The sequence below is a fragment of the Aporhodopirellula aestuarii genome (assembly GCF_023701485.1).
In the GTDB taxonomy this organism is placed as follows: Bacteria; Planctomycetota; Planctomycetia; order Pirellulales; family Pirellulaceae; genus Rhodopirellula; species Rhodopirellula aestuarii.
Genome location: NZ_JAMQBK010000100.1, coordinates 15,024 through 32,946, shown reverse-complemented (window position 1 = coordinate 32,946; position 17,923 = coordinate 15,024). Strand labels below are relative to the sequence as shown.

Below are 17,923 nucleotides of genomic sequence, written 5' to 3'. Positions count from 1 at the left end.
GTTTACCACGTCTCAAAGGACCACCGCTTCGCGGCGTCACCTCTCTCATTAATTCGGCCTACAGTTCGCGGCAGTTTCGCCAGAGGATTCCTGCGTACCTGCTTAATACGCGTCAGAAAAGCGAAAGGTGCGGTAAACCAAGCGACGCTCCAGTGACGAAGCCGCTGTCTTGTTCAGAACCATGTTAGGCCTTTCGGCGTGTGCGTGGCAGGGGGAAAAGATGGCGTCAGTCCATGCCATAAAGCAATGCGTCTGCAACTAACGTTTGAGACACCACGATGATTCCTAGACACATGAGCACGGACAGAACTGCGGACGTGGCGACGATCCAGTCGTCGAGCGGTCGATTCAGCTGTGTCGCTGAAAGTAGTCCAGCGACAATTGGGAGGAGACACACGATTACAAGTACTACGCCGGAATCGAGGCCGGCGTAAAGCACCTCGTAGTGTGGCTCACTTTCAGGCGTCTGTATTGTTGAGAGAAAAAAAGATCGCGCGATGGAGAACAGGGCGATCGCCAAGACGGCACCCGTGGCGAAACCAATTGAGAATCTACCTGTGGCTTGAACCATCGGAATCCAATAAGGAAAGTGTTTGACGACACCGCCGTTACGATGCCGTTTGACGCTGAATCACCGAGTCGTCTACCATCGGTAGGAAGCATGAACAAGCAACGAAGACGGGCCCACGGAGACCTTGCGTAACAACTATGTTGGGCGACCGTTGAGCTGCCGAGCCATGTCGACTTGCAGGCTGAAGGCTTCAAGAACCGGCACCGATCCGCGATGGCGTGAATCGAGGTTGTCAGCCTCCGTCCAGAGAAAAGGGTAGAAACTGATGGTGCGATCTGGCGACATATCTGCGATCTCCGAAACCCAGTCCGTCCAGCGAAAGTCGGCGTAGAAGGATTGGAGATCGCCGGAGAATGCCCAGTGAATAAAATCGGTGTAACCCATGTCGAGTGGCTCCCAATCGAGTGTGTCGGGAGCAAAGTAGTAGAGGTTTCCCGCATCATTGCCAAGCGAACCACCGTTGACCGCGAAGAAACCGCCTGCGACGTCATCGGCGACGAGGAGGAATGGTGGCGGCGAATTTTCAGTCATCAGTCCGCAGTCGCGGTTCCATTGGGGTAGCGAACGCGTGAAGGCGTTGCAGCCACCACCGAGGATGCGAAGCCAACCGTGGTCAACGAGCATGCCCCCAGACTCGTAGATGATGGCACCCATTGGAGAACGCGTCGTAACCTGCGTGGCGAGCAACGCGTCCGCGCGAGTCGATTCGACAGGCGGGAAGACGGACACGCCGTTCGTGGCCTCTGCCATCCATCTTCGCACGTCGGGCCAACGTGGATCGTCGTATTCGATTAGTTCGTCGAGGGAACGCATTTGGCTAATTCGTGCAGCGGTTTGTGTTGCAGGCCAACGCACCACGAGTTGCGTTACAGAAAAGACACGCTGAATCAGGAACACCGTTGAACCGTTCGTCACAATGATGACAAACGCGTGGCTGTTCGCAAAGCGATAGATACCGCGGGACCTCGTCGGTTTGGGAAAAACTGGAAATCTCGCCGCTATGACACGGAAGTCATTGATGCTCCATGAAAAGGGGGGCCGAATGCGTCACCCCGCGATTGGAGACGTCATTCGGGAGCTGGGAGCTGGGAGCTGGGAGCTGGGAGCTGCGGAGCTGCGGAGATGGCTGGGTGCCTGCCTTGGGAGGCTGGGGCCGGCATGGTAAGTTGCTGGGGCAACCGATTTCACGTTCTTTCCAAAGTGACCCTATGTCGATCGATACTTATGCGATCTGCCCGTGCGGCAGTGGCAAAAAAATCAAATTCTGCAAGTGCAAGGACTCCGTGCATGAACTCGATCGGGTTCTGACGATGGTTGAGGGGGGGCAGCTCGTTCCGGCCCTCGACCGTTTGGCAGCGATCCTGGACCAGCATCCCGATGCGGCCTGGGCGCTGGCGATTCGTGGTCGGTTGCTGATGGACCTCCGCGAATACGACTCGCTGAAGGAAAATGCGGAACGATTTACCCGTCTCCAGCCTTCCAATCCGCTGGCGCTGACCCAAAGTGCGGCCGCGGCGATGTTCGCCCAGGATCTCGGTAAGGCCACCGAATTGATGCTCGAGGCGCTCACCGAGAGCGGGCAAAACGTGGATTCCTTCGTGCTCGACGTCGCTTCCTTGCTGGCGTATGGCCTGGCCGGAAACGGAATTCTGCTGACCGCGCGGATTTACGCGACGCTGGCGTTCGTTTCCGAAGGCTACGAAGGCTCGAACATGGCAGCCAACGTGCTGCAGCAGATCAACCGTGACCCAGCGGTCAACCACCTCGCGAAGTTCATGCCGGAACTGATTCCTCGTCCCGAAGGCGTGGATTGGGCCGAACGATATGACGAAGCGGCGTTGATGTTGGCCAATAACAAGATCGTTTTGGCGGAAAACAAATTCGAATCGTTGCAGCGGACCGCTCCTTTGCAACCGGCCGTTCTGTCGGGACTGCTGACCTGTGCGGTATGGCGGGGCGATTACAAGAAGCAGATCGAGCTGCTCAACAAGCTTTCGCAGTGCGAAGATTTGTCGGCAGATGATCGGGCTCGCTACTTGGCAACGTCGTTTGTCGTCGGTCCCGAATCGGATGCGATTTCCGTCGAGAAGCGGACTCTGATGGCGGACGTTGACTCGATCGAAGAGACAATGATGTCGTTGTCGGCGCATCCGCGATTCGCGGAACTTCCGCCGGACTTCTTGCAACAACTCAAGGGAGACAACGAGATCGGGCCGCGTGCGGCTTATCAGTTGCTCGATCGCGACCCGCCGTCCGAAGAAGGCGTTCCGTCCGATTTAAACTCGGTTCCTGAGTCGATTGCGTTGGTGACGGTTTTCGGTCGCGAAACGGATCGCCCGGCACGCGTCGAGGTGATCGGTATCACGGCTCAGCACGAGCAGACCGCCCGTGAATTGCTTGGGCTCGCTTTGCCTGGACGTCATTTCGAATCAGACCGTGAGGGTTGGTTACCAATCAATTACATCGCGATGATCCAGCCGGGCGGGTTGAAAATCACGGACCCGTCACAGTTCGAATCGTTGCAACAGAACCTGTTCGTCGAGCGGGCGGCCACGAAGCTTGCCGAGACGCCGGTTCCATTGCTAGGAAACGCGTCGCTCAAGGACACCGCGGGTGACGACTCGATGTGGTTGGCTCGGGCCGCGCTCCTGCGGTACCTCGAGGGCGAAGACGGACTGGTCGCACGCGATGGAACGTTGATCGCGAGATTATATGAAATCGGTGGCCGGCCGACTCCTGAATCGATCGCGGCCACAGGTGATGAGGTCGAGAACATTCCCGCGTACGACTTAAACCGCGTCGACCCTGCAGGTTTGGATGTCGAGAACCTCGTTTACTTGATCCAGCGAGCCCAGCAGATTTCCGCCACCACGATTGGTCGTCGTGCGTCGCGGCAATTGCTCGAGACGGAGTTACCTACCGAAGGAGAACTAGCCGGTGCGAAATTGCTGGCTTATTCGTTCTTGATGCAGAGTGCGGCGAGTAGCGACGAAGCGATTGAAAACTTGGAAGCGGCCAAGGCGTATGCTGAGTCGCACTCGTTCTCAACGGCCTCGTTGTTATTGGCTGAGTTGCCGCTGCGACTGCGTCGCGGCGAGCCTGAGAAGTTCCAAGACTGCGTGCAAACGATCGCCCGCAATCACGGCAAGGATCCCGAAGTGATGGGGCGGCTACAACAGTTGCTGGTTCAGTTCGGCTTGATCCGTCCAGACGGTTCACCGGTGCAGAGTCGCCCGGCGGCACCCGCTGCCAGTGATGGCGGAGGCTTGTGGACGCCCGACGGTGGTGGCGGTGGTGCACCGGCGCCTGCGGGCGAAAGTGGCGGTGCGGCGCCGAGCAAGTTGTGGGTTCCCGGGATGGATTGATCTTGGATCCGCATCGGCAAAAGTTGCCCGGGTGATCGGCGTTCGACGACGCCGGTTGCCTCTGGGACATTGCTTGTTTAGGTGAGGTTTTTAGCGGAACGGCGCAAGTCGTCCGGTCCCGCGTTACAGGACAGCGTGCGCCGCTTCGCTACATTGGTGATCCCGCAGTAATTAAATCGACGTCCCCCCGGGGATCGTGAAAAGCGTGCCGTTGGTTTTGGGGGGCTATTACGCGAAGCGGGCGCGTTCAGGTGGCAAGCGGGTTTGCATTCAGGGCAACGCCCGCCCCGGACCGGAGCGGGCTGATCTTCCTGCAGCAAAGGTGAAGTTGGGTTGGCTTGGTCGCGGGATATTGGGGCGAGGGAGGACTTGGGATGGTTGAACGTCGCGATGATGATGAACGCTGGATGGCGGAGGCGATCGAGTTAGCTTGGGGTGGGCTGGGGCGTGTTGAGCCCAATCCGATGGTCGGCTGTGTAATCGTTCGCGATGGGCAGCTGATCGGCCGCGGTTTTCATGAAACGTTCGGGCAGGCCCACGCGGAAGTCAACGCGCTGGCGGATTGTAAAACGCGTGGCGAGTCTGCCTGTGGTGCGACCGCTTATGTGACTCTCGAACCGTGCTGCCATCACGGGAAAACGCCGCCCTGTGCCGATGCATTGATCCGGGCTGAAGTTTCGCGGGTGGTGGTCGCCGCGGTGGATCCGTTTGACCAGGTCGACGGAGGAGGTGTCTGTCGCTTGCGCGACGCCGGGATTCGGGTGGACACGGGGGTCGGGCTGTCCGCGGCGACGCAGCAGTTGGCGGCTTACTTGAAACGTGTCCGAACGGGGCGTCCGTGGGTGATCGCGAAGTGGGCGATGAGCATGGATGGTCGGATCGCAACGACGTCGGGCGAGAGCCAGTGGATCACCGGTGAGTCGGCTCGGCGGGGTGTGCATGAGTTGCGTGGCCGTGTGGATGGGATCGCGATCGGCATGGGGACGATGATCGCGGATGACCCGATGTTGACGGCGCGAGGTGGCGGCGCACGCACGCCGGCGAGGATTGTGTTTGCCCGGTCACGCGTGCCCTCACTCAACAGTCGGCTGGTGGAGTCGGCGTCGCAAACACCGGCTTGGTTGGTTGCGGGGCCGCAGGTACCAGACAGTGAGATTGATCGCCTTGCCGATCACGGCGTGAAGGTCATTCGCGTGCAATCATCTGATTCGGTATCGATGATCGATGAGGCGCTGGTTCGATTTGGAAGTTCGGACAACCCGAGTGGTCAGCCGATGACTCATTTGATGATCGAGGGCGGTGGCGAATTGTTGGGCAGTTTCGCGGCTGGTGATCAGATCGACGAGTGCCACGTCTACGTGGGCGCGAAGGTAATCGGAGGTCGCGCCGCGCCGGGGCCGGTTGGTGATCCTGGGATCGCGAAGTTATCCGACGCGACTGGTTTTTCACTTGAGATGGTCGACCGGTTTGATGATGACGTGCGGATGATTTACCGGCGGACGTTGTCGGCTGAGTAGCTCCCTCGCGGTGGACTGGCGGGGACGATTGTCAGTTGTCTTCGGCGAATTTTCCGTCGTCACGTGCGGTCAGCCGGCCGAGTAGTTCGGTGGAGATGGACGGCGCGAATGTCCGGACGCTGCCGTCGGCAAAGACGAAGTTGACGCCGCCGGTGTGATAGCTGCCGAAGTTGGTTTGGTAGGTGTCGGTTGGCGATTTTGCGAGCGGGTATCCTGGGCCGCCACAGCGTGAAAAGTTGCCGGGGTGATCGCCGTTGTAGATCGCGCCGTCTTCGGGGGCGATCCCGATCCGCGAGGGGCGGACGTGTTTTTCACCGACCAGTATCGTGTGGCTGGCTCCGTCGAAAAGGCTTGCGTAGGTCGTGCGGCTGGACCATTGAACGAGTTCGGCAAGCGGCGGTGCGTACCAACCCGCCGGAACCGTCGGTGGTTCGGTTTCGCCCTTGCCCATGATCATCGCGCCGTTGGAGGTGATCCAGTTCCAGACGCCCGATGGACCGTGACCGGCCGAGCAAGCGTAATCGCTGACCACGCCGGGGACATGACCGCTGACTTCATACGGAGAGAGGATGTCATCGTTCTCGATGCTGAGAATCTTTCCGTCACGTCGCGAAGGGCAAAAGTACATCGGGATCGGCGTCTGGCGTGCGGTGTCACTCTGGTAGTAGTACTTCAGCCGATCGTTCCACTGCTCGGGCAGCGCCGTTTGTTCCATGAACGGCAGGATCAGAAACGCCCAGCTTTGGAAGTGATCGTAGTTGCGACTCGGTGGAAGCTGTTTGGATTGGCTTTCGAAGTTTTGAATCGCCAATCCGACTTGTTTGAGGTTGTTGGTGCACTGCGTTTGTCTTGCCGACTCACGCGATGCTTGGACCGCTGGCAGCAGCATTCCGATCATGATCGAGATGATTGCGATGACAACTAAGACTTCGATCAAGGTGAACGCCTCCCGTTCGGCGGGGGCGTGATTTGCGGAAAGATGGTCCAGGTCTACTGTCATGGAATCCGCCTTGATGGGGAATGAATCGATTAGACAAGCGTACAGGATAAAGGATAGAATCGCGGCCATGGCATCGTTTTACATCAAAACGGATCTCGCGGTGGCGGGCCCTTTCACGGGGATCGAAATTCGCGAAGCGTCGTTGGCGGGGATAATTCGCCCGAACACGTATTTGAGTCATAGCGGCGAAGGGCCCTGGGTTGCCGCGGCGGGCGCGGGTTTGTTTTGCGAGAAGGGCAACGCCATGCCGCATCCCGCCGGGACGCAGGTTCCTACCTTTCAGACGCGTGGGATGCCGGGCGCGTTCATGGGACCGTTCAAATTACGCGAATTGATCGGTTTCGCTTGCCAAGGCATGCTGCCACCGGGCACGGAATTGCAAAGTGATCCGTCGCGTCCATGGGTTTCGATCAGCGGCACGGGGATTTTGCCGGCCTGTTTGCGTGGCGATTTGGTGCGTTTGGATGATTCAGGGAAACTGGTGTTGCGGACCGTAATCCCGAGTGATTTGGCGGCGCGCAGAGAGCAGTTAAAAACGCTGATCAGTCCGATCGAGCGCGCACGCCAAATCCAGGTTGCCGGTGCGACAGCGGCGCCACTGGACGAGGTACTGAATCGGACGGGCGTGACATCGCAGATTGATGCACAGGCAAAGTCAGATGATGCGGCGGTACCAAGGGACGCGCCGGACACAGACGACGACTCGGCGGAATCGGCCCGTGCTGACCGCAGGAATGAGGCGTTCGGGTTTGGGGCGATGTCGGTTACTTCAACGCAGAGTTCATCAAAGGAGGAACGGCGCCGGCAACGTGGGCCGGGGATGGTCTCGCGATTTTGGTCCGTGACGCATGAACGAATCGGTCGATACATTCGGCCGCAGATTGCTGCGGCGATTCTGTTGGTACTCGGCTGCGTGATCGGATTGCCGGTCGGCTACACCGCGTACAAACGGATGCCGTTGCCGAGACAGCAGATCGTTGGGAACTGGGTGGGCGTGGTGAATGAGGCTCGCTCGGGCAAGCCGACGTTTGGGATCGCGTTTCGTGAAAACGGAAGTTGTGTTTTGATGAACGCAACGGGGCAGTCGTGGTCGGGCGATTTCACTTGGACGAAGCGCGCCGATGACAGGAAAGGTTTCCGGCCGACTGAGGAGGTCGTGATTCGCTACGATTCCGCGGAGTCGTATCACGCCGAAGGGATCGTTGAGCCATCGGACGGTCACTTGAAACTAGGCGGGTTCGTCAAGTCGTCGCCGCTGCTCGATGGGCATCCGGTGCGAGATTTGTATGTTCGTCGCGATGGCGATCGGTTGCGCGTCGGGTATCCGGTTTCGGCGCAGTGGGTGGACGGCGAACGGAAGTTGTTTGCAGCATGGGCGGAGGCGACCGCGGCGCCCACGTTAACGCTAGACATTGCCTCTCAGTTAAGGGAGATCCCCGATGAGTCGCCTGAGCAAGAAGAGATCGAAGTCGGCGCGATCTCAATCGGGCGGGCGATCGAGGTGGCGATGCAAGGGCGGGAGTTCGATTACAAGGGACGCAAAGCGTTCGTGAACGGATGTTTTGCGTTTTCGAAACAGGTTGATGCCGGGACTTTACTTGAACGATTCGGGGCGCCCGTCGTGGCGAGATCGGTTCAGGAGTTCGAAAAGCCGCTAACGTTTGGCGGGCCGTCATGGGAGGGGGCGAGTCTGCTGCGATACGAGGGCATTGAATTCGTGGTCAATCCTGCCGGTCGGATCGTGTTTTTGGCGATTCGGTCGAGCGATCGGTAAGGCGTGTGAGGTGCCGGAAGCGGTTTGCAGAGGCGGGATGGCGGCATTTGGGGTGGTCTAGCGGGGGGAGCCGTGCAGCTGCGAAATCTGTGCACCTTGCCGATTTGTTGTCTGCCGGTTAAACCTTTTAATGATCTTCCATCCACCCCTAGCCCAGATCCCACATCTTTCCCGATGGTAAAAACGCTTGTTGATTGCGGTAATTGTGGTCCTGACTTCAATTCGATTCGTCAAATGGTGACGTCCAACTTTGAAGCCACCGTGCTGCAGACGCATGGAGCCGACGACACCGTTGAGTTGCTTCGCAAACGCAAGGTTGATCTTGTGACGGTGAATCGCAAGTTGGATCGTGACTACAGTGATGGGTTGGAAATCATCAAAAAGATCAAATCGGATCCAGAGATCAGCAATGTTCCCGTGATGTTGGTCACGAACTACGAGGAGCACCAAGAGGCAGCTGTTGCCGAAGGTGCAGCGTATGGGTTCGGAAAATTAGAGATCGGTAAACCGGGTACGATCGACAAACTGAAACCCTTTCTGACGAGCTAGCGACATTGGACGCTCCCCATCGTTACCGCAAACTGCTCGCGGCGAAGATCCATCGCGCGACCGTGACCGCTGCCGACGTTAATTACGAGGGCAGTTTAACCGTGCCTCCTGAATTGTTGGAGGCGGCGGGGATCGTCGCGTATGAATCGTTGCATGTTTGGGACGTGACCCGCGGTACGCGTTTGGAAACTTATGCGATCGAAGGTTTACCGGGGTCGAGCGATATTTGCGCTAATGGTGCCGCAGCGCATTTGATCCGTCCAGGCGACCACGTCATTTTAGCCGCGTTTGCGATGATTCCTGAATCGGAAGTCAAATCGCACCAGCCGAAATTGATCTTCGTCAATGAGAAGAACGAGATCAGCCACACCGGTCCAGAAGTGCCAGGTCCGCAGATGCCTACCGCGACCGATCGCGCGGCGGGCAAAACGCCGGACGTGGACGGATTCCAAGCCGCTGCGGCTCGCCAGCACGCATTCGCAGAAGAGTGTTAGGTTGAGCCCGTCCCCGGCTAGCGAGACGGGTTGGATGGCGATCGCCATCATCATCGGTCTGTTCGCCGGTGGGATCCTTGCGATCCAACCGAGTGCAAACGGCATGCTGGGCAAATACATGCACCATCCGTTGCACGCGTCGTTGTTTTCATTCGGCTCCGGATTCGCGATCGTGTTGGTGATCACAATCGTGGGTGGAATCTTTCCGCCACGGTTGAGCGTTTCACCGGGGCAACTTCCGTATTGGGCGTGGATCGGTGGTGCGATCGGCGTCGTCCTGGTAACGAGTTCGTTGGTCTTGGTGCCGCGGGTTGGATCGTTGCCATGGTTTGCGGCGGTGATGACCGGCCAAACGTTGCTCGCGCTGATGCTGGATCACTACGGTTGGTTTGGAAACCCACGCGTTCCCGCTTCGCCGCTTCGGGTGATCGGAGTCCTGTTGCTGATCCTTGGGGTGCTGGCGATCGTGCTTGCCAAACACTATGAATCATCCTCGAGCCTACCTCTCAGCAAACATGCCGATACAAACGCCGACCGGACATCGGCGGTGGAGAACGCGAACCAATGAGCAAACCACTTCCTTTGATGAACGGCCTGCCTCGGACCAAAATTCCGACCGGGGAACCGTTGGTGTTGGCCAGCGGATCACCCCGGCGAGCCGAATTGCTCAAGGCAGCTGGGTACGAATTTGAGGTCTGTCCGGCTGCGGATTCGGCGGAGTGCGGCGTCGATTACAAAGAAACCGTTACGGAGATGGTCGCGCGGCTCGCGTTCCAGAAGGCCGTCGATGTGGTCCGGCGGCGAAAACGATCGTTCATCCTAGCCGCCGATACGCTCGCCGCCTGTGGCGGGAAAATCTTGGGTAAACCAGCCGACCGCGATGATGCGGAATCGATGTTGAGGCTGCTGTCGGGACAGAAACACGACGTGTTTACGGGGGTCTGCGTCTGGTCGACGGGCACGAATCAGTGTTACTTCGATGTCGTGCAGTCACGACTGGAAATGTCTCCGCTGAGCGACGAGGCCATCGGCGAATACCTTGACAGTGGTAAGTGGGAAGGCAAGGCTGGCGGATTCGGCTATCAAGACGGAAATGACTGGATCCAGATCGTCGAAAACGATAGCGAGAGTAACGTTGTCGGATTACCCATGGAACGTTTAGCGGAAATATTGGAAAATTTCTCCTCATTGGCCGACAAGGTACAAAAGGAAGTCCGCTGAACTGTTTGGGATCTATTTTGCAAGAATGACTCAGTGGAGGTCCCCCGAATGGCACTCCATTTTTTTACTGATAGGAACAGAGGGAAACTCAGTCTGATGAAAACATTGATCCCACGGAGTCTCTTGGTCAGTCGGTTCGCTGTTGCCTGCGTCGTAGGTTGTTTCGGATTACTAGCGGTACCGGGCCGGGCGGCAGCGGAAGAGAATTGGGCTCAACGGATGTTTTCGGAGACGAAGCACGATTTCCGTGTTGTCGGACGGGGTGCTACGGCGCAGCACTACTTTGAGTTTCGAAACCTCTACGAAGAAGACGTTCACGTGGCCGCCGTACGCAGCAGTTGCGGATGCACGACTCCGTCGGTGAGCAAGGACACGCTGGCGACGCATGAAACCGCGTCGATCATTGCGACGTTAAACACGAGCACGTTTGTCGGACAAAAGGCCGCGACGATTACGGTCGTCTTTGACCAACCGTATTACGCCGAAGTGCAATTGCAAGTCTCGGGATTCATCCGCACCGACGTGACCTTCGAACCAGCGGAAATCGATTTCGGTCAGTCGAAGCCGGGTGAAGTGAAAGATCGCACGATCAAGATCTCTCATCGCGGGAATCCGGGGTGGAGAATCCAAGATGTTCGTAGTCACTGCAGCGACTTGGCGGTGAAGTTGAGTGCACCACGTGTTCAACCGGGATTGGTGGAATACGAAATGCAAGTGCGGATGAAGGAGTCGATGTCGGAAGGCGATATTCGCGAACGATTGACTTTGATCAGCAACGATACGCAGTTCCCGACGATTGAAATGGCAGTGGCAGGGCACGTTCGTCCTGCGTTGACGGTGTCGCCGGCGGCGGTGAGTCTTGGTACGGCGACCGTGGGTGAGAGTGTCGGCAAACGGCTGCTCGTGCGTGCCGATGAGCCATTCGCGATCACGGAAGTTCGTTGTGTCGATAAGCGGTTCTCGTTCGAGATCCCGGAAGGCAAGAAGAAGCTGCACTTCGTTCAGTTGAAATTCGATTCGGGGGATACGCCTGATCGAATCGCGCAGAAGATCGAGATTGTGACTGACTTACAGGGCGGCAAGACCGCCGAGTGCGTCGCAACCGGAACGATTCGGTAGCTGTTGAGCCGATCACGGCGGTTCGCGAACATTCGATCTGGCGTCACATCGGAACGTTCGGTTGCTAAGCGGCTAGGCACGAAAGATGGGGGCATCTTCACCTCCCGTTTGAGCCATCGTCTCAGTTGTGCATTGGACGTACGAGTTCTGAAATCGAACGGCGGCTAACTCAGGATCTCGCTGAAGTTGAACGGCGCCTTTGCGCTTACCAGGAATCCTCGGGTTAAGAAATTCGGGCGGATTCATCGAACAAACGGCCTGTGTTTTGTTCCTCGCTCCTGGTTAACATGCGTGGGACGCCGATTCAGTTACTGCGGGTTTTCAAATGTAGCGGAACGGCGCGAGCCGTCCGGTGACTCGCGACCGGACGGCTTGCGCCGTTCCGCTAGAAATAGCAGTAAAACAATCAACGTCCCTCGCGTGTTTGCGTGTTAGATCATGCAATGTTTGCTGGGCGTCTCATAGTACGGCGAACCAGAATCTTGTTCTCGCTGAAAACCCGAAAGAGGTAGCATGGCGGCTAAGAAGCCAAAATCGTACGTCGTCTGGCAAGGATTCCATCCTGGCGTTTATTCGACTTGGGAACAGTGCCAGCGAGAAATTTCGGGGTTCTCAGACGCCAAATACAAATCGTTTCCGACCCGCGCGGCCGCCGAAGCGGCATATGCCAAGGGGCCGGAAGACTATTGGGGCAAGGGTGGCGATTCGAAGAAGAAAACGCCGACGCCCAACATCGACCCTGAAGATCTCGAGGGGCTCGGCGTGGACATGACCGCGTGGGCGGTCGACGCGGCGTGCAAAGGCAATCCGGGCGAGCTCGAATATCAAGGTGTGGAGATCGAGTCGGGGATCAACTTGTTTCACATGGGGCCTTATCCAGAAGGAACCGTGAACATTGGCGAGTTCTTGGCAATCGTTCATGCCCTCGCGCTACTGGATCATGCCGAACAGTATGAGACACCGATTTATTCCGATTCAAAGATCGGGAGAGCTTGGGTCCAGCAAGGTGTTTGTCGCACAAAGTTGCCCGCGACGGCGGAGAATCGCAAGCTATTTAATTTGATTCGCCGTGCAGAGAAATGGTTAGCGGAACACAAAATCCGTAATCCCATTCTTAAATGGGAAACCAAGCGTTGGGGCGAGATTCCAGCAGACTTTGGTAGGAAGTAACTCCGCGGCCAGGGAATGCCGTGGCGGCTTATCTGGCTGGACCGCGACACTATTAACGTAACTCAGTCTCTCCGGACGTTGATTGTTTTAGTGCACTTTTTAGCGGACCGGCGCGAGCCGTCCGGTCCCGCCTCACCGGACGGCTCGCGCCGTTCCACTACTTTTGAAATCCCGCAGTAATTAAATCGACGTCCCCCGAGACCGAGAATTGCGGGTGTTACCCGCATGCGGAGACTTAGAGAGACTCAGCTACGTGAGCGATGAAATCTCCAATGCGTATGCCAGAACGTGGCGCTGTCCAGTTAGGATTGCTGCACCAGCGATTCGATAATGCGGTGAATCTCATCATTGCCGCTGAACCGCATCCCGAGCTGTTCGATCTTGTCGGTGTGAAGTTCTCGGGCGGATGTTTTTTCGGTGCCGGTCCATTCCGATTTGCTGCCGGTGATCTCGCGGATCATCGTCGCAATGGTGTGCGTGCTGTAGAAACCTGCGGAGCAGTTGTAGGTTTGTCCGGCGATCGGTTGGTCGGTGTTGAGCAGGCAATCGATCGCGCGGGCGAGATCGTCGACAGGGACAACTTTGCCGCCGCCGCTGATATCGACGGGCTCGTTCGCTTTCATCGCACGCACCAAACCGAACCACTTCGAGTGTTCGATCGGGTTGTCGACACCGACGATCGAGACAGGGCGGAGCGTTGCGATGTTGAGGCGATCGGAAAGCCCGTAAGCGTGGACAAGCGTTTCGACCGACGCCTTGCTTGCCCCGTACATCGATGACGGCCACAGCGGGTGTCGTTCGTCGAGTGGCAAGTCGTCGGCGACGTGTTGGTGAACGGTGCCGGAAGAGATGAAAACGAAGCGTTTGACGCCGGCGGCTTCCGATTCGGCGATTAAACGCAGCGAGCCGACGACGTTGGTTTGGAAATAGTTGATCGGATCGTCGGGTTCTCGCATGAAGCTCTGCCCTTGCCGGGCGACGGCCGTGTGGACGACGGCGTCGCACCCCTCGATTAGGGATCGCGTCGCATCTGGATCGTCGAGCTGTCCGGGGATCCATTCGACCCCTGAAATCGGTTCGGGCGGGTCCCTGCGGTACCAGGTTCGGACGGTGTGCCCGTTCGCGGTGAGACGTGAGATTGTGTGGCGACCGACGAATCCGGTCCCTCCGGTAAGGGCTACGAGCATGGCTGAATCGGCGAAAGGGCGAGCAGTTTGTTTTAAGGGGGGTTACGGCGGGGATGGGCAACATTCGTGCCATTTCGCCTAGTGACGGATCGCCGCAGAAACTAGAACTACGTCAACGTCCATCGAGATAGCGATGCCGAACTGACCATGCTATCTGTTATCGCCCGCCTTGTCAGTTTAGATCGAAAGCTTTCCCCTTGTCTTCCGCTATCACATTGAATCAAGACACTACCAAGCCGTCAGCCACCCGCGAAGACATTCGCAACGTGGTGATTATCGCTCACGTCGACCATGGCAAAACGACTCTGGTCGACTGCCTGCTTCGTCAGAGCGGCCAGTATCGGGCGACGGAACTCCAAGGTGAACGGATTCTCGATTCGAACGATCTTGAGAAAGAACGCGGGATCACGATTCTTGCCAAAAACATCGCGATCCCCTATCGCGGTGTGAAGATCAACTTGATTGACACCCCCGGTCACGCGGACTTCGGCGGTGAAGTCGAGCGGGTTGTGAAGATGGCCGATGGCTGTTTGGTGCTCGTGGATGCTGCCGAAGGCCCAATGCCACAGACGCGTTTCGTGCTCGAAAAGGCGCTGCAAGCTGGATGCAAGCCGATCGTTGTGGTCAACAAAGTCGACCGCCCAGACGGACGCCCCCACGAAGCGCTCGATGAAGCCCTTGAGTTGCTCGCCGACCTCGGTGGCGAAGAGCAGCTCGATGACATCGGATACGTGTACACGAGTGCGAAGGAAGGTTTTGCGACGACGGATCACACGGTCCGCACCGATAATATGCTTCCGTTGTTGGATCTCTTGGTCGATCACTTGCCTGGTCCGACGATTGATCCAGACTCTGATTTTCAGATGATGGTCACGACGCTCGACTGGAGCGAATATGTCGGCCGGATCGCGGTCGGCCGGATCAACGCGGGAACCATTTCGATGGGCCAGTCGTTCGATCTGCATTGTCTCAATGCCGATGACGAGCCGATCAAACGCAAGGTCAAACCATCGGGGTTGTACCTGTTTGATAACCTGGGACGCGTCGCGGCCGAATCCGCTTCGGCGGGTGACTTGGTCGCACTCGAAGGGCTCGACGACGTCGAAATCGGTGACACGTTAACAGCGTCTGGCGCGGACAACCCATTGCCCCGTTTGAAAGTGGACGAACCGACCCTCGAGATGGTGTTCAGCGTCAACTCATCGCCAATGGCGGGCCGCGAAGGCAAGTACGTGACGACGCGACAGATCAAGGCTCGTCTCGAAAAAGAACTCGAACGAAACGTTGCACTTCGAGTGCGAATGATCGAAGGAACGGAAGCCTACGCGGTCGCCGGTCGGGGCGTGCTGCACCTGGCAATCTTGATCGAAACAATGCGGCGTGAAGGTTATGAACTCAGCGTCGCGAAGCCGCAGGTCGTTTACAAGATGATCGACGGCAAAAAGCACGAGCCGTTTGAAACACTTCGTGTGGAAGTTCCCACGGACGTGATGGGCCCCGTGATGGAGCTCGTCGGACTTCGTCGCGGACAACTCGAAGAAATGAAACAACGCGGCGAATACAGCCTGTTGAAGTTCATCATTCCTTCGCGTGGTTTGATCGGACTGCGTACCCGGTTGCTGAACGCGACTCGCGGGACCGCGATCATTCACCACCGCTTTGAAAGTTACCGCGTGGTGGAAGGCGACGTGCCACGTCGCGCCAACGGTGTTTTGGTATCGATGACCGGCGGCAAAACGATGCCGTTTGCTTTGTACGCACTGCAAGATCGCAGCGATCTGTTTGTGCCTGCGGGCATCGAAGTTTACGAAGGCATGATCGTCGGCGAGAACGCTCGCGAAGGCGATATGGTCGTCAACCCGTCGCGTGAAAAGAAACTCACGAACATGCGTGCCAGCGGGAGTGACGAAAACGTCATTCTCAAGCCGCCACGCGATATGTCGCTCGAGACCGCGCTCGAGTACATCGAGGATGATGAGCTCGTGGAGGTCACTCCGCTTTCGATCCGCTTGCGCAAGATGGGATTGAAAGAATCCGACCGACGTCGCAAAGGTCGCAACGCTTGATCTCGTCTCAATCGTTCGAGTTACTTGTCATCCGCCACGCCGAGAGTGCGAACAACGCAAAACCGGTTTATGAACGTGTGAGTGATCCGGCGATTACGCCACGCGGGCGATTGCAAGCGGACCATTTGGCGTCGTGGATGCAAGCAATCCCGCTGGACGTTTTGGTGACGAGTCCGTTTCGACGGACGTTGGAAACGGCGTACCCGGTACTTAAACGTCGTGCCTGCCCCGTGCAGGTATGGCACGATGTGTTTGAAAATGGCGGGTGTTATCACGGGCACGATCCGGCCAGTTTCGCGGGTGCCGAAGGCATGAACCGTCGGCAGATCGAGCGATTCTTTCTGCCGCAACCGGTGCTGGCTGGCACCGTGGCGGGCGATGCATCGGGGGCTGCTTTGGATCGAAGTCCGAGCGGCAGCCGTGGTTCCGATCAGGCTCTTTCGGTGGTGATCGACGATCAAATCGGTGATGCCGGATGGTGGGCGTGTCGTCCGCGAGAATCTCTCGAAGAAATGTCGATTCGTGCCGAGCGGGTTGGCGAGCGATTGGTGGAAACATTTGGCGGGACGACGCAAACGGTCGCGTTGGTTATTCACGCCGACTTCAAACGCGAGCTATTGCGGGTGTTGCTAAAGGACATCCTCTGTCTGGATTCGGTGGGGCCGATCGCCAACACAGCGGTCACGATTCTCCGCGGGTGCAGTGAAGGCAATTGGCAACTCGGGTCGCTTAATAGCGTCACGCATCTGCCGCCGCGGTTGATTACAGGCCGCGAATTCTAGCCATCGCGTCTTGCTGATGAGACGTTCGCGTGGATCTGAGGCACGCCGTCGTCGCAGTCATTTCTCGGGTGATTGATGTCGGTGCTGGGAAAAATCCCGCTCGTGACCTTGCCCTTCGAATCGGACGATCCTCTCAAAAAGTTGCGGGGCGGATGGGGGACGGATACGATTTGCGGTGGACGTACAGAACGCTTTGTCGCCACCACCGCACTTCTCTTGGCTGGACCCACCCATGTTCGAACGCTTCACGAATGGTTTTCATCTCGCTCGGCAAAGCTGGGAAGTCCTCAAGACGGATAAGCATTTGTTGCTGTTTCCGTTACTCAGCGGCGTGAGCTGTTTGATCGTGATGGCGACCTTCGCGGTGCCGTTGCTGATGTCTGGTGTGATCGAACAGGCGATGCAGGGCGCCGACGGTGAAGTTGTCGCTGACGATCCGGTGACCAATGCGTTGATGTGGGGTGGTTTGTTCCTGTTTTACTTCGTCAACTATTTCGTCATCGTGTTCTTCAACAGCGCCCTGATCGCTTGTGCGGTGAAGCGTTTTTATGGCGAACGACCGACGATCAGCGAAGGATTGTCGGCGTCGATGGCCCGTTTGCCCCAAATCGCGGGTTGGGCATTGGTGAGTGCCACGGTTGGTGTGGCCCTGCGGGCGATCGAAAGTCGCAGCGGCAGGTTGGGCGAGTTTATTGTGGGATTGTTGGGGATGGCTTGGTCGGCGGTGACGTTTTTCGTGGTACCGGTTCTGGTTATTGAAAAGGTCGGTCCGATCACGGCGGTCAAGCGTTCGACTGAAATATTGAAAAGTTCGTGGGGCGAGGCTTTGGCGGGGAATAGCAGCATTGGGTTTTTCTGCTTCCTAGCGATGTTGCCATGCATCGGATTGATCATCGGTGGGGGCGTTGTTGCCGGAAACGGAATGGCTCTACTCGGCGCCGCGTTGGCCTTGATCGGAGTGCTCGGGATATTGCTGGTTTCGCTGATTTCGAGTGCGTTGTCGGCGATCATTCAGGCGGCGGTCTACATGTACGGGGCGAGCGGCACTGCTCCGTCGGGATTCGAATCCTCCACGCTGCGTTCGGCGTTTGCCCACCGTTAACGTACC

15 protein-coding genes are annotated in these 17,923 nt (G+C 57.6%); 12 read left to right on the top strand and 3 right to left on the bottom strand.

Features of this window, described 5'->3' with window-relative positions; all coding sequences use genetic code 11:
• Positions 1-706: 706 nt before the first annotated feature.
• Positions 707-1,384, bottom strand: a complete 678-nt coding sequence (locus tag NB063_RS29615; protein ID WP_250932944.1) for a DUF2625 domain-containing protein — start codon at positions 1,382-1,384, stop codon at positions 707-709.
• Between the two features lie 395 nt (positions 1,385-1,779).
• On the opposite strand from NB063_RS29615, the gene NB063_RS29610 reads away from it, so the two are divergent.
• Both NB063_RS29610 and ribD read left to right on the top strand, forming a co-directional pair.
• Positions 1,780-3,936 carry a tetratricopeptide repeat protein gene (locus NB063_RS29610; RefSeq protein WP_250932942.1) on the top strand — a complete coding sequence of 719 codons (2,157 nt, stop codon included), beginning with the start codon at positions 1,780-1,782 and terminating at the stop codon, positions 3,934-3,936.
• Between the two features lie 374 nt (positions 3,937-4,310).
• Positions 4,311-5,453 carry a bifunctional diaminohydroxyphosphoribosylaminopyrimidine deaminase/5-amino-6-(5-phosphoribosylamino)uracil reductase RibD gene (gene ribD / locus NB063_RS29605; RefSeq protein ID WP_250932940.1) on the top strand — a complete coding sequence of 381 codons (1,143 nt, stop codon included), beginning with the start codon at positions 4,311-4,313 and terminating at the stop codon, positions 5,451-5,453.
• A gap of 31 nt (positions 5,454-5,484) precedes the next feature.
• On the opposite strand, the gene NB063_RS29600 is transcribed toward ribD, so the two are convergent.
• Entirely contained in the window at positions 5,485-6,453 is a 969-nt protein-coding gene (locus NB063_RS29600) for a DUF1559 domain-containing protein (RefSeq protein WP_250932938.1), read from the bottom strand.
• 67 nt (positions 6,454-6,520) lie between these two features.
• On the opposite strand from NB063_RS29600, the gene NB063_RS29595 reads away from it, so the two are divergent.
• The 7 genes from NB063_RS29595 to NB063_RS29565 all read left to right on the top strand — a co-directional run bounded on the left by NB063_RS29595 (position 6,521) and on the right by NB063_RS29565 (position 12,780).
• A complete protein-coding gene (locus NB063_RS29595) occupies positions 6,521-8,227 on the top strand; it encodes a hypothetical protein (RefSeq protein ID WP_250932935.1) in 1,707 nt (568 codons plus the stop codon).
• Positions 8,228-8,401: 174 nt separating this feature from the next.
• Complete coding sequence (locus tag NB063_RS29590) at positions 8,402-8,776, top strand: response regulator (protein WP_250932933.1); 375 nt, start codon at positions 8,402-8,404, stop codon at positions 8,774-8,776.
• 5 nt (positions 8,777-8,781) lie between these two features.
• Positions 8,782-9,270 (top strand): aspartate 1-decarboxylase, encoded by a 489-nt coding sequence (gene panD / locus NB063_RS29585; protein WP_250932931.1) that lies wholly within the window; start codon positions 8,782-8,784, stop codon positions 9,268-9,270.
• 1 nt (position 9,271) lies between these two features.
• Positions 9,272-9,838 (top strand): DMT family transporter, encoded by a 567-nt coding sequence (locus NB063_RS29580; protein WP_250932929.1) that lies wholly within the window; start codon positions 9,272-9,274, stop codon positions 9,836-9,838.
• Positions 9,835-10,491: a Maf family protein gene (locus tag NB063_RS29575; RefSeq protein ID WP_250932927.1), complete on the top strand. Its 657-nt coding sequence runs from the start codon at positions 9,835-9,837 to the stop codon at positions 10,489-10,491. The genes NB063_RS29580 and NB063_RS29575 overlap by 4 nt, the downstream gene beginning before the upstream one ends.
• A gap of 96 nt (positions 10,492-10,587) precedes the next feature.
• Complete coding sequence (locus NB063_RS29570) at positions 10,588-11,610, top strand: DUF1573 domain-containing protein (RefSeq protein ID WP_250932925.1); 1,023 nt, start codon at positions 10,588-10,590, stop codon at positions 11,608-11,610.
• A gap of 513 nt (positions 11,611-12,123) precedes the next feature.
• Positions 12,124-12,780 (top strand): ribonuclease H1 domain-containing protein, encoded by a 657-nt coding sequence (locus NB063_RS29565; RefSeq protein WP_250932923.1) that lies wholly within the window; start codon positions 12,124-12,126, stop codon positions 12,778-12,780.
• 302 nt (positions 12,781-13,082) lie between these two features.
• Here the strand turns inward: NB063_RS29565 and NB063_RS29560 are convergent, their stop codons facing one another.
• Positions 13,083-13,967, bottom strand: a complete 885-nt coding sequence (locus tag NB063_RS29560; RefSeq protein WP_250932921.1) for an NAD-dependent epimerase/dehydratase family protein — start codon at positions 13,965-13,967, stop codon at positions 13,083-13,085.
• 215 nt (positions 13,968-14,182) lie between these two features.
• On the opposite strand from NB063_RS29560, the gene typA reads away from it, so the two are divergent.
• The 3 genes from typA to NB063_RS29545 all read left to right on the top strand — a co-directional run bounded on the left by typA (position 14,183) and on the right by NB063_RS29545 (position 17,917).
• On the top strand, positions 14,183-16,033 hold the full coding sequence (gene typA, locus NB063_RS29555; protein ID WP_250932948.1) for a translational GTPase TypA: 1,851 nt from the start codon (positions 14,183-14,185) through the stop codon (positions 16,031-16,033).
• Entirely contained in the window at positions 16,030-16,815 is a 786-nt protein-coding gene (locus NB063_RS29550) for a histidine phosphatase family protein (RefSeq protein WP_250932919.1), read from the top strand. The genes typA and NB063_RS29550 overlap by 4 nt, the downstream gene beginning before the upstream one ends.
• Before the next feature lie 232 nt (positions 16,816-17,047).
• Positions 17,048-17,917 (top strand): DUF6159 family protein, encoded by an 870-nt coding sequence (locus NB063_RS29545; protein WP_250932917.1) that lies wholly within the window; start codon positions 17,048-17,050, stop codon positions 17,915-17,917.
• Positions 17,918-17,923: the final 6 nt, after the last annotated feature.